The 11,624-nt window shown below is 69.7% G+C and carries 12 protein-coding genes; 6 read left to right on the top strand and 6 right to left on the bottom strand.

The genetic code is table 11. The features are described 5' to 3' along the window. Window positions 1-67 precede the first annotated feature (67 nt). The 3 genes from HYG95_RS03160 to HYG95_RS03170 are packed head-to-tail and all read right to left on the bottom strand — an operon-like array spanning window position 68 to window position 2,775. Entirely contained in the window at window positions 68-1,606 is a 1,539-nt protein-coding gene (locus HYG95_RS03160; RefSeq protein ID WP_181696521.1) for an FAD-binding protein, read from the bottom strand. 51 nt (window positions 1,607-1,657) lie between these two features. Further along, complete coding sequence (locus tag HYG95_RS03165) at window positions 1,658-1,924, bottom strand: hypothetical protein (protein ID WP_181696522.1); 267 nt, start codon at window positions 1,922-1,924, stop codon at window positions 1,658-1,660. Continuing rightward, window positions 1,921-2,775 carry a PHP domain-containing protein gene (locus HYG95_RS03170; RefSeq protein ID WP_181696523.1) on the bottom strand — a complete coding sequence of 285 codons (855 nt, stop codon included), beginning with the start codon at window positions 2,773-2,775 and terminating at the stop codon, window positions 1,921-1,923. The genes HYG95_RS03165 and HYG95_RS03170 overlap by 4 nt, the downstream gene beginning before the upstream one ends. 65 nt (window positions 2,776-2,840) lie before the next feature. Between HYG95_RS03170 and HYG95_RS03175 the strand changes: the two genes are divergently transcribed. Further along, window positions 2,841-3,920 carry a magnesium and cobalt transport protein CorA gene (locus HYG95_RS03175; protein ID WP_181696524.1) on the top strand — a complete coding sequence of 360 codons (1,080 nt, stop codon included), beginning with the start codon at window positions 2,841-2,843 and terminating at the stop codon, window positions 3,918-3,920. On the opposite strand, the gene HYG95_RS03180 is transcribed toward HYG95_RS03175, so the two are convergent. Genes HYG95_RS03180 through HYG95_RS03190 form a run of 3 tightly spaced genes read right to left on the bottom strand, consistent with a single transcriptional unit; the run spans window position 3,917 to window position 5,966 of the window. Further along, window positions 3,917-4,498, bottom strand: coding sequence for a suppressor of fused domain protein (locus tag HYG95_RS03180; protein WP_084456740.1), 582 nt, complete (start codon window positions 4,496-4,498; stop codon window positions 3,917-3,919). The genes HYG95_RS03175 and HYG95_RS03180 overlap by 4 nt on opposite strands. Before the next feature lie 4 nt (window positions 4,499-4,502). Continuing rightward, window positions 4,503-4,997, bottom strand: a complete 495-nt coding sequence (locus HYG95_RS03185; RefSeq protein ID WP_067486041.1) for a general stress protein — start codon at window positions 4,995-4,997, stop codon at window positions 4,503-4,505. A gap of 12 nt (window positions 4,998-5,009) precedes the next feature. Then, window positions 5,010-5,966 (bottom strand): CoA ester lyase, encoded by a 957-nt coding sequence (locus tag HYG95_RS03190; RefSeq protein ID WP_181696525.1) that lies wholly within the window; start codon window positions 5,964-5,966, stop codon window positions 5,010-5,012. A 32-nt stretch (window positions 5,967-5,998) separates the two neighbouring features. On the opposite strand from HYG95_RS03190, the gene HYG95_RS03195 reads away from it, so the two are divergent. The 5 genes from HYG95_RS03195 (at window position 5,999) to HYG95_RS03215 (ending at window position 11,538) form a co-directional block, all read left to right on the top strand. Continuing rightward, window positions 5,999-7,312, top strand: coding sequence for a magnesium transporter MgtE N-terminal domain-containing protein (locus tag HYG95_RS03195; RefSeq protein ID WP_181696526.1), 1,314 nt, complete (start codon window positions 5,999-6,001; stop codon window positions 7,310-7,312). Window positions 7,313-7,358: 46 nt separating this feature from the next. Next, complete coding sequence (locus HYG95_RS03200) at window positions 7,359-7,922, top strand: DUF1003 domain-containing protein (RefSeq protein ID WP_181696527.1); 564 nt, start codon at window positions 7,359-7,361, stop codon at window positions 7,920-7,922. 118 nt (window positions 7,923-8,040) lie between these two features. Further along, entirely contained in the window at window positions 8,041-9,423 is a 1,383-nt protein-coding gene (locus HYG95_RS03205) for a lytic transglycosylase domain-containing protein (protein ID WP_181696529.1), read from the top strand. Window positions 9,424-9,489: 66 nt separating this feature from the next. Next, window positions 9,490-10,350 (top strand): lytic transglycosylase domain-containing protein, encoded by an 861-nt coding sequence (locus HYG95_RS03210; protein ID WP_181696530.1) that lies wholly within the window; start codon window positions 9,490-9,492, stop codon window positions 10,348-10,350. Between the two features lie 51 nt (window positions 10,351-10,401). Then, window positions 10,402-11,538 carry an Mrp/NBP35 family ATP-binding protein gene (locus HYG95_RS03215; protein WP_181696531.1) on the top strand — a complete coding sequence of 379 codons (1,137 nt, stop codon included), beginning with the start codon at window positions 10,402-10,404 and terminating at the stop codon, window positions 11,536-11,538. The last annotated feature ends 86 nt before the right edge of the window (window positions 11,539-11,624 follow it).

Below are 11,624 nucleotides of genomic sequence, written 5' to 3' on the forward strand. Positions count from 1 at the left end.
GTAGCCGTGTCGAATTGCCGTGGAGTTAGCGAAAACTCGCAGCACCGGTGCGGTCACCGGTGAACAGTCACACCGTGACGGTGGTGTTCGCGGTGAGCTCGCCGCCGCGCGGGTCGGGCCGCTGCTCCGGGCGCACCCAGACCTCGTCGAGGCCACCACAGCGCAACCTGAGCCGCCACTCGGCCAGCACATCGGGATGGTCGATGCGCCGGTGGATACCACGGCTCTCGGTGCGGGCGAGGGCGCTGTACCCGGCCCACCGGGCGACGGCGAGCAGAGCGGCGGCCTCGCGGGCGCGCAATCGCTCGGCACCGGTTCCGCCGAGCTCGAACCGGGCGCCGGGCCACATGGCGTCGAGTTCGGCGATGCTGTCGGTGAGGCTGTCGGCGCTGCGCCGGAAGCTGCGGCGCAACGGCAAGGTGTGTTCCTGGACGAGTCCGATCACCGAGCGCGGGTCGATGTGGGCGTGTGGACCGAGTCCGGCCCCGGGCGCAGGTGGCAGGGCGACATCGTCACGGAAGGCGGTGGCCGCGCGGGCGGCGCCCTCTCCCGCCCAGCTACCCGAGGCGAGCGCCCAGGCGCCACGCAACCCGCCCGAGCACCCGGCAGCACCGGCGACGACCTCACGACCGGCGACCCCGCCCGCGGCGAAGAGCCCGGGCACGGTACTCGCGCAGTCGGCGCCGGTGAGAGCCAGCCCGCCGGAGCCGCGCACGGTGCCGTCGAGCACCGCGCGCACCGGCACCCGGCCCGCCGCGTCGACCGCGCCTTGCCTGCGCAGCCAGTGCCCGACCACCTCGGGCACGTCGTCGAGCGCGGCGAAGACCCGCCTGCCGTCGGCGATGGCGGCCAGCGCCGCGGACGTGCGGCCGGGAAGCTCGGCCCCGGATTCGTCGTAGAACGTGGTGAAACGCACCGCGAGCCCACTGACGATCGTGCGATGCGGGTGCACCCGGGCGAGCACCGGGGCCAGGACGTAGGCGGTGGAGAATTCCATGCCCGACAGCTCGGCACCGGCCTCCGCCGCCATCAGCAGGCCGTCTCCGGTGTTCACCTCGGTGCCCGCGCCGCCGGACCCGAACGCACAGCCGCCGGTGGCGACGACCACGGCGCCCGCACGAATCGTCCAGCGCTGAAAGTTGTTGTGCCGCTGCACCCCTGAGGCTCCGACCACCCGGCCCGAGCGATCGACGAGCAGGTGCAGGGCGGGGTGGTGATCGAGGATGCGCACGCCGGCTTCGAGGGCGCCGCGACGCAGTCGGCGCAGGTAACTCGCACCGTCGAACCGGATCCGTCGCGGGTCGGCGACCTGCCTGCCCGACCAGTTCCGCAACCGCTCGTGCGCCTCGTCGATGACGCGGTGCAGCCAGGCCGGATCACCGAGGCCACCGCCGCGCACCAGCGCGCGCTCCACGGCTTCGGCCCGTGCCTGACCAGGCGGTATGTCCCACACCGTGGTCGCACCGTAGACACCCGGGCCGCTCGAACCGCTCCGGCTCTTGTCGACCAGCACCACCCGCGCCCCGTGCGCGGCCGCGGAGACGGCGGCCCAGAGCCCGGCGGGTCCGCCGCCGAGAATCAGAACATCCGTCTCCAGGTTGCCCATACTGAGAAATATTCGGGCACAGTTCACCCTTCCGCAACCATTAGCGGACTGTCATCCCCACCACTGTGTCCACAGCAGGGCGCCGGTCGTCACGAACACGACGGCCGACCCGGCCAGAGCCGCCGCCCCGCGCCGCCGATCCGCGACGATCTGCGCCCCGACCACGACCACCGTCACCAGGACATGCCACGTCAAGGATTCGCCGCCAGGCCCGGGAAAGTCGCGGCGCGCACCGATCAGCGCGGCACCGACGACCACACACAGCAGCGCGACGACACCGCCCGCGACCACCCCGCTCAGCGCCCGGACCGCCGTCACGACGAGATCACCGGAACCCCGCTCGCCTTGCCGATCAATACCTCGAACTGTTCCGGATCGGTGCGGCAGGCGCCGATCTCGATGGTCTTGTTGCTGCCGTGGTAGTCCGACGACCCGGTGCGCACCAGGCCGAGCTCGCCGGACAGCTCGGTGAGTACCGCGCGATCGGCGTCGCTGTGATCGGGATGGTCGATCTCGAGGCCGGTGAGACCGAGCCCGGCCAGGTTCCTGATCTCGTCGAGCGCGAGCAGCCTGCCCCGTTTGCGGGCCCGCACATGGGCGAGCACGCTCACCCCGCCCGCGTCGGCGATGAGCTGCACCGCGCGCGGCAACGGGGTGTCCACCTTCTCCGCGTAGTACGGCCCGTGCGGGGCGAGCAGGTCGACGAACGCGGCGTCGACACTGGCCACCACACCCGCCGCGACCAGTGCCCGCGCCAGATGCGGACGCCCCGCGGCCGGTCCGGCACCGGCCAGCACGGCCTCGGGATCGATCGGCAGCCCGTCGGCCACCATCAACTCCGCCATGGCACGCACCCGTGCGATGCGCTCGGCCCGCAAGCGTTCACGTTCCTCGGCGAAGCCGCGGTCGGCCGGGTCGAACAGGTAGGCCAGCAGGTGCACCGGAACGGGAAAACCGTCCTCCCCCATGCCCGTACACGACATCTCCATCCCGCGTACCAGTGTGAGTCCCGGCGGACGCGCCGCTTCTGCCTCGGCCCACCCGCCGGTGGTGTCGTGGTCGGTGATCGCGACGACGTCGAGCCCGGCCGCGGCGGCGTGGCGAACCAGTTCGGCCGGTGTGTCGGTGCCGTCGGAGGCGGTGGAATGGGTATGCAGGTCGATGCGCACACACTCAGTCTTACAGTGCGGTGTCGGCCGGTGTGCGGTCGTCGACCTGCCCGTAACATCCGGATGTGCCTTCCTTCCCGTCACTGCCGAACTTTCACAAGACGGGTCGTGCCGCGACGACCGCGCGGCCACGGGTACCGGTGCCGACCGCGCGTGCCATCGTCGACTGCGGTGTCTACGTCGACGGCAAGCGGTTACCCGGCCGCTTCACCCCGCAGCAGGCGCTGGCGGAGGCGCGCGGCACCGACTCGGGCTTCGTCTGGGTCGGCCTGCACGATCCCGACGAGACGCAGATGAACGACATCGCCCAGATCTTCGGGCTACATCCGCTGGCGGTCGAGGACGCCGTGGTCGGGCGTCAGCGGCCCAAGCTGGAACGCTACGACGACACGCTGTTCCTGGTGATGCGCACGGTCAGCTATGTGGAACACGACATGCACGCCATCAGCGAGATCGTGGAGACCGGCGACATCATGGTCTTCACCGGCCCCCATTTCGCGATCACCGTGCGCCACGGCGAACACACCGGCCTGTCGGGCGTGCGAAGGGCACTCGAGGGTCATCCCGATCAGCTGCGGATGGGTCCGCCCTCGGTGCTGCACGCCGTGGCCGATCACGTGGTCGATTCCTACGTGGAGACAACCGAATCCATCGAGGAAGACGTCAACGAGATGGAGGAGGCGGTGTTCACACCGAACTCCAAGGTGGGCATCGAATCGATCTACCAGCTCAAACGCGAGGTCGTCGAGCTGCGTCGGGCGGTGTCACCGCTGGGCGTTCCGCTGGAGCGGTTGGTGAACAACCAGGACCTGCCGGTACCGACCGAATTCCGGCGCTACATGCGCGATGTGGCCGACCACCATGTCAGCGTCAACGAACAGATCGCCTACTTCGACGAGGCGCTGAGCAGCCTGGTCAACGCGGCGCTGGCCAAGATCAGCGTTCAGCAGAACACCGATATGCGCAAGATCTCGGCGTACGCGGCCATGGCGGCGGTGCCGACCATGATCGCGGGTGTGTACGGCATGAACTTCGACTACATGTGGGAACTGCACCAGCGGTGGGCTTATCCGGCGGTGGTCGCACTGATGGCCGTGTTGTGCGCGTTGCTGTTCCGCAGTTTCCGCCGCAACAAGTGGCTCTAGAGGTTCACCGCACCGCGTCCGGGATCGCGCACGTCGATACCCGCCTCGGCCCACGCGTCCCGCAATGCCTGCGCGCCGCGCACCCGCACCCAGGCGGCCTCGGTGGCGGTCACCGGGGTGACGCTGAGGTAGCGCACCGGTTCGGCCGGTTCGGGCAGCACGATCTCGGGCACCTCGCTCTCGCCGAGCAGCACCGCGGTGAAAGGCCCGTTGTGCCACAACGGTTCGCCGAGATCGAGCAGCGCGTCGGCTTGCAGCACAACGCCTTCCACCGACGGCGTGGCCACGAGCACGCCGAGTGAACGAACCAGGCCCGCCTGCGGCCCGGCGGCGGCCAGCAGCGTGAGCACGAGTTCGGCGCGGGGGCCACGGACCGGATCGGCGAGCAGGTCGGCCGGATCGCCCATCGGATGACGCGACCCGCCAAGCGTCGCGTAGTGCACCACACCGTCACCGGGGATGCGCAGGATCTCGATCGGTTCCAGCCCGAGGAACGTCACCGACGCGGAGTCCACACCGGCACGCTCGACCTCGTAGTGGTCCAGCACCGCGGTGCGGACCGAATTCACCACATCCATTGCGTCACAGCGCCAATCGGGCCAGCATGTCGCGGGCGCGTTCGGCGGTCTTCGGGTCGCACAGCACGTCGTAGCGACCGGCGACCAACTGCATGGTCGACGCGAAATCGCGCTGCCCCTTGGTCGCCGCGTAGGGAATGGACGTGGTGATGACACCGAACACGATGCCGCCGAGCAGACCGACGACCAGCGGACCGAGCGCCCCACCGGTGGTGGTGAACAGGCTCAGCAGCAGGCCGAGGAACAGGCCGAGCCAGGCGCCCGACACCACCCCGCCACCGATGACCTTGCCCCAGGTGAGCCGGTACAGCACCCGCTCCACCTGCATCAGGTCGACGCCGACGATGGTCACGTCCTGCACCGGGAACTGGTTGTCGGCCAGGTAATCGACCGCGCGCTGCGCCTCGGCGTAGGTCGGATACGACCCGACCGGCCAGCCCGACGGCGGCGTCGGCAACGCCTGCCGCCCGCGGTTCGAGTTGCCCAAGGGATTCGTCATAGTCCCATTCTGCTATTCCTGGCCGGGTTGTGGCGGAGTGAAACGGGTGGTCCTGCTCATTCCGGCGGCGCGGCCCTTCTCGGCTATGACCTGTGCCATCTTGGCGGAGGCCTCGTCGATCATCTCATTGCCGAGCATCACCGCGCCACGAGCACCACCGGCGGCCGAGGTGTGGAAGGCGTAGGCCTCGAGGATCAATTCGGCGCGGTCGTAGTCCTCCTGGCGCGGGCTGAAGATCTCGTTGGCGGCGTCGATCTGGTCCGGGTGCAGCACCCATTTGCCGTCGAAGCCGAGCGCGGCGGTGCGCGCGGCGGCCCGGCGGAAGCCGTCGACATCGCGAACCTGCAGGTAGGGACCGTCGATGGCCTGCAGGCCGTGGGCGCGGGCGGTGAGCAGGATGGTCATCAGGATGTGGTGGTAGGCATCGCCGGTGTCGTAGCCGGGCGGCTGTTCGCCGACGACGAGGGTGCGCATATTCAGGCTCGCCATGAAGTCGGCGGGACCGAAGACCAGGGCCTGCACACGGGGGCTGGCGGTGGCGATCTCGTCGATATTGCGTAGGCCCATGGCGTTTTCGAGCTGCGGTTCGATGCCGATGCGCCCGACCTCGAGCCCGCACACCTTCTCCAGCTGGGTCAGCAGCAGATCCAGCGCCCGCACCTGCCCCGCGTCGGTGACCTTGGGCAGCAGGATCGCGTCGAGCTCGCGGCCCGCGCCCTCCACCACCGTGATGACGTCGGCGTAGGTCCATTCGGTCGTCCAGTCGTTGACCCGGACCACCCGCAGCTTCCCGCCCCAGCCCGGTTCGTGCAGGGCGGCCACGATATTGGCGCGCGCCGACACCTTCGCCTCGGGCGCCACCGCGTCCTCCAGATCGAGGAAGACCTCGTCGACCGGCAGTCCCATCGCCTTGTGGATCATCTTCTGGCTACTGCCTGGCACGGCGAGCACCGAACGGCGGGGCTTCATGGGAGCACGCTCCTTACTACTAGCCTGAGGTCATGGCAACCACCAGGGTGTACGTCGCCCGGCTCGCCGGCCTGACAGTGCTGGGTCCGGACGGCGAGTCTATCGGCCGGGTCCGGGACGCGGTCGTCGCCGTCCGGTTCGGGCGGCAACCGCCGCGCGTACACGGCCTGGTCGTCGAGTTGCCCACGCGCCGAAGAATTTTCGTGCCGATGCTGCGGGTCACCGCGATCGAGCCGGGCGTGGTGACGCTCAATACCGGAACCGTGAGTCTGCGCCGGTTCGCCCAGCGCGCGGGCGAATTGCTCGCGCTGGCCCAGATCGTCGACACCCGGGTGCACGTGCACGACCCGGACCTACCCGATCTCGAGGACGTGGACGTGTTCGTCGCCGATCTGGGCATCGAGCAGACCCGCACCCGGGACTGGGTGGTCGGCCGGATCGCGGTGCGCGGGCACCGGCGGATCGGGCGCAGGCGGACGGTGCATGTGGTCGACTGGTCGTCGGTGAGCGGCCTGACACCGGCCGCCGTCGGCAGGCCGGGCCAGGATGTCACCGCGCTGCTCGCCCAATTCGAAGGACTGCGCGCCGCCGACGTGGCCAACCGGTTGCGCGAGCTGCCCGAGAAGCGCCGCGTGGAAGTGGCGATCGCCCTCGACGACGAACGCCTCGCCGATGTGGTGCAGGAACTGCCCGACGACGACCAGGTCGACCTGCTCGGCCACCTCGAGGTCCGGCGGGCCGCCGACGTGCTCGAGGCCATGGACCCCGACGACGCGGCCGACCTGCTCGGCGAACTGCCCGAGAGCGAAGCCGAATCGCTGCTCGCCCTGATGGACCCGGAGGAGTCCGAACCGGTGCGCAGGTTGCTCGCCCACTCCCCCGACACCGCGGGTGGCCTGATGACCACCAAACCGGTCGTCCTCAGTCCGTCGACCACGGTCGCCGAGGCGCTGGCCCGCGTCCGCGATCCCGACCTCACCCCCGCCCTGGCCTCGATGGTCTTCGTCGTCCGGCCGCCCACGGCCACCCCGACCGGTAACTACCTGGGCTGCGTGCACATCCAGCACCTGTTGCGCGAGCCGCCCGCGCACCTGGTGGGCGGCATGGTCGACACCGACCTGGCCGCTCTGACCCCCGAACTGCCGCTCTCGGCCGTCACCCGCTACTTCGCCACCTACAACCTGGTCTGCGGGCCGGTGATCGACGACGAGAACCACCTGCTCGGGGCGGTCACCGTCGACGACGTGCTCGACCATCTGCTGCCCGAGGACTGGCGCGAAGAGGAGACCCCGCCGCTCGAACAGACCGAGCCGACACCGATCGACACCGACGGGAAACCGGCATGAGAGGTCAGCGCCTCGAGGCATCAGCGGAGCAGCCGAAAGGACACGCGTGAGCGAGAAGAACCTGGCCCGGCAGCGGCTGGAGACACCGGGCGGTACCCGGCTGCGTTTCGACTGGGACTCCGAGGCGTTCGCGCGCAGCAGCGAGCGGGTTGCCCGGTTCCTCGGCACCGGGCGTTATCTGGCGATCCAGACCATCATCGTCATCGTCTGGATCCTGCTCAATGTCTTCGTGGTGGCGCTGCGCTGGGACCCGTACCCGTTCATCCTGCTCAACCTGGCCTTCTCCACCCAGGCGGCCTACGCGGCGCCGCTGATCCTGCTCGCCCAGAACCGGCAGGACAATCGCGACAAGGTCTCGCTCGAGGAGGACCGCACCCGGGCCGCGCAGACCAAGGCCGACACCGAGTTCCTCGCCCGTGAGCTGGCGGCGCTGCGCCTGGCCGTCGGCGATGTCGCCACCCGCGACTACCTCCGGCGCGAATTGGAAGAGATCAAGGAAATGCTCGACGGCGCGCCGAAGACGGAGGCGAAGCGAAAAGGCGCCCGCAAGAAAACCTCCGGTCAAACGCCGTCTTCGCCCCCGGTTTCGCCAGGTGCTCCAGATGAGTAACCGGAAATGCTCTGTAAGTACCTGACCGATGGGTAACCTGGATCACGTTGTTCCGGGCGGGCCGGAGGGGGGACTCTGCGGCGCCGCTGCTTCGACGTAAAGGGTTGGTGTGGCCGCAATGCGAATCTCTGCTCCGATAACTATGTCGGCCCTTGTCGTCGCGGGACTCGTCGCGTCGGGGTCGGCCGCGCACTCGTCGAACCCGAGCACCGCGCCGAGCGCGCCGGAGGCCCTGCTCGCCGCGAACAAGAGCACCACCGACCACAAACCCGAGAGCGATCCGTCCGAAATCGTCGGCCTGCTACCGGTGACCCAGGAGGCGCCGCGCAAACTGCGCGCGCTGAGCCCCTCGGCCAACAGCCTGGCCCCCTTCGCCGGAACCGTGCCGCTGCAATCGATTTCACTACCTCCCGGCAGCGGCACGCTCGGCATCCCCGAGATCGTGCTCGCCGCCTACCGCAACGCCGAACTGGCCATGCAGACCGCCCAGCCCGGCTGCGGACTCACCTGGAACCTGCTCGCCGGCATCGGGCGCATCGAATCCGGGCACGCCAGCAGCGGTCGAACCGACGCCGCGGGCACCACGACCACCCCCATCTTCGGACCCGCGCTCGACGGCACCCTGCCGGGTAACGAGATCATCAAGGAGGCCGACGGCGGCTTCGTCCGCGCCGTCGGACCCATGCAGTTCCTGCCGAGCACCTGGGCGCACTACTCGGCCGACGGCAACGGCGACGGCGCGGCCGACCCGCACAACGTCTTCGACGCCGCCCTCGGCGCGGCCAAGTACCTGTGCTCCGGCGGGCTGAACCTGCGCGACGCGGCCCAGGAACTGCGTGCCGTCCTGCGCTACAACAACTCGATGTCGTACGCGGCCAATGTGCTCAGCTGGTCGGCGGCCTACCGCACCGGCGGTGCGCCGAGCCAGGTGTCGATCTCGCCCGACATCGTGCCGCCGGGCAGCGCGCCGACCGTCGCGCCGAACGTGCTCGCGGCCGACACACCCGTCACGGCGGCGCCGCCGTCGACGACGAACCAATTGCCGCCCAACACACCGAAGGTCACCACACCGACCCAGGTGATGATCACGCTGCCCGGCTTGCCGCCGATCCCCTGCGGCATCTTCTGCCCCGCGCCGGTCGCACCCGCGCCCGAGGTGTGTGTGAACGAGCCGCTGCCCGCGCAGATGCCCGACCCCATCGCGCCCGCACCGCAGACGTTCGGTGCTGAGGTGCAACAGAATCCGGCACCGCAGGATCCCGCCGCCGCTCCCCCGCAGCCCGGTGAGCGCACCGAGCAGGCGGCGTGCACGCCCGCGGAACAGCCCGCTCCCGCCGAGGCACCGGCACCTGCACCTACTCTGGAGAAGACTCCGGAGCCGGGTATCGCCCCCACCGAGGAGCCCGCGCCGCCCGCCGCTCCGGCACCGGCGCCGCAGCCCGGAATCACGTTGCCGTTCAACATCGTTATCCCGCTGCCGCCCGCTCCGCCGGCCCCCTAGAAATCAAACCGAAATTCAGATCACGGAGGGGTAACAAAAAGGTCTCGGGTGCGGTAATCTCGGCTCATGGGTCGTCATCGTAAACAGCCTGCAACGACGGTTCGACGTAGTTCGATCATCGCGCTCACCGGCTTGGTACCGGCCGGACTCGTGGCCGTCACCGCCGCCGCCACCGACACGACCACCGCCGAAATGGCGGCCGTGGAGCACGATCTGCCCGAGCTTGACACCGAGACCGGCCCCGAGTTCGCCGCCGCACCGCAGGCCGAGGTCGCCGAGGTCGTCCACGCCGAGGCCAAGCAGTCGCGGTCGGCCACACCCGAGGTGAAAACCGTTGCGCTGCCCGGCGATCGGGCCGCCTCCGATCTGCCCGCCGGGCCGCTCGGTATCCCCGGCATCGCGGTGGCCGCCTACCAGAACGCCGAACAACAACTGGCCGTGGAGAATCCGCACTGCGGCATGTCGTGGTCCCTGCTGGCGGGCATCGGCCGCGTCGAATCCACCCACGCCTTCGGCAAAGCCGACGCCGACGGCAACCCGATCAAGGCCGTCTACGGCCCCGTCCTCGACGGCAGCCTGTCGGGCAACAACGTCATCCACGACAGCGACGGCGGCACCCTCGACGGCATCGGTGGCTACGACCGCGCCATCGGCCCCATGCAGTTCCTCCCCGAAACCTGGGAGCGCTACGCCGCCGACGGCAATGCCGACGGCATCGCCGACCCGCAGAACCTCTACGACGCCGCCCTCACCGCGGGCAAGTACCTCTGCGACGGCGGCCTGAACATGCGCGACCTGTCCCAGCAGTCCAAGGCGATCCTGCGCTACAACAACTCCATGGCCTACGTCGCCAATGTGATGGCATGGTCGGGCTCCTACTCCAGCGGCCTCGCCCCCAAGCCCCAAGACCTCCCGCGCATCCACTGAGCACGCGCCCCACACCCGGCCGGGAAACCGGTGCAGCCTAATATCGGACATATGGCAGTGATTACGGAAGCGGATGTGCGGGCGGCGCTCGCGAAGGTCGACGATCCGGAGATCCGCAAGCCGATCACCGAGCTCGGCATGGTCAAGAGCATCGCCATCGCCGACAGCGGTGACGTGCATGTCGAGGTGTACCTGACCACCTCGGGCTGCCCGCTGCGCACCGAGATCATCCAGCGCGTCACCAAGGCCGTCGCCGACGTGCCGGGTGCCGGCGCGGTGACCGTCGACCTCGACGTGATGAACGACGAACAGCGCACCGAACTGCGCAAGTCCCTGCGCGGCGACTCCGCCGAACCGGTGATCCCCTTCGCCCAGCCCGGCTCGCTCACCCGCGTGTACGCGGTGGCCTCCGGCAAGGGCGGCGTCGGCAAGTCCAGCGTCACCGCCAACCTGGCCGTCGCGCTCGCGGAACGCGGTCTGTCGGTCGGTGTGCTCGACGCCGACATCTACGGTCACTCCATCCCGCGCATGCTCGGCACCGACGCCCGGCCCACCCAGGTGGAGCGGATGATCATGCCGCCCGTCGCCCATGACGTGAAGATGATCTCGATCGCCCAGTTCACCCAGGGCAACACGCCCGTGGTGTGGCGCGGTCCGATGCTGCACCGCGCGCTGCAGCAGTTCCTCGCCGACGTGTTCTGGGGCGACCTGGACGTGCTGCTGCTCGACCTGCCGCCCGGCACCGGCGACGTGGCGATCTCCATCGCCCAGCTGATCCCGAGCGCCGAGATCCTCGTCGTCACCACCCCGCAGATCGCCGCCGCCGAGGTGGCCGAACGCGCGGGTGCCATCGCCCTGCAGACCCGTCAGCGGATCGCGGGCGTCGTCGAGAACATGTCCTGGCTCGACCTGCCCGACGGTTCGCGGATGGAGCTCTACGGTTCCGGCGGCGGCCAGGTGGTCGCCGACCGCCTCACCCGCGCCGTCGGCTCCACCGTTCCGCTACTCGGCCAGATCCCGATCGAGCAGGCTCTGCGCGAAGGTGGCGACGCGGGCACCCCGATCGTGCTTTCCGATCCGGAGAACCCGGCCGCCGTGGCTCTGCGCGGGGTGGCCGACAAGCTCGCCGTCCGCAAGCGTGGTCTGGCGGGCATGTCCCTCGGCATCGACACCACCCGTCACCTCTGAGACCAGGCGGTCGCCGACGCAAGCCCACCCGCGCCTGACTCCCGCACTGAATTCGCGGAGGCGGGACGGGACTTGTCGGTGGGCTT

It is taken from the genome of Nocardia sp. GTS18 (assembly GCF_013839555.1).
Taxonomy (GTDB): domain Bacteria; phylum Actinomycetota; class Actinomycetes; order Mycobacteriales; family Mycobacteriaceae; genus Nocardia; species Nocardia rosealba.

What these genes read in the sequence shown, in the direction of transcription:
- HYG95_RS03160 (WP_181696521.1), bottom strand. Translation starts at nt 1,606, where the DNA reads ATGGGCAACCTGGAGACGGATGTTCTGATTCTCGGCGGCGGACCCGCC.
- HYG95_RS03180 (WP_084456740.1), bottom strand. Translation starts at nt 4,498, where the DNA reads ATGGATGTGGTGAATTCGGTCCGCACCGCGGTGCTGGACCACTACGAG.
- HYG95_RS03185 (WP_067486041.1), bottom strand. Translation starts at nt 4,997, where the DNA reads ATGACGAATCCCTTGGGCAACTCGAACCGCGGGCGGCAGGCGTTGCCG.
- HYG95_RS03190 (WP_181696525.1), bottom strand. Translation starts at nt 5,966, where the DNA reads ATGAAGCCCCGCCGTTCGGTGCTCGCCGTGCCAGGCAGTAGCCAGAAG.
- HYG95_RS03195 (WP_181696526.1), top strand. Translation starts at nt 5,999, where the DNA reads ATGGCAACCACCAGGGTGTACGTCGCCCGGCTCGCCGGCCTGACAGTG.
- HYG95_RS03205 (WP_181696529.1), top strand. Translation starts at nt 8,041, where the DNA reads ATGCGAATCTCTGCTCCGATAACTATGTCGGCCCTTGTCGTCGCGGGA.
- HYG95_RS03210 (WP_181696530.1), top strand. Translation starts at nt 9,490, where the DNA reads ATGGGTCGTCATCGTAAACAGCCTGCAACGACGGTTCGACGTAGTTCG.
- HYG95_RS03215 (WP_181696531.1), top strand. Translation starts at nt 10,402, where the DNA reads ATGGCAGTGATTACGGAAGCGGATGTGCGGGCGGCGCTCGCGAAGGTC.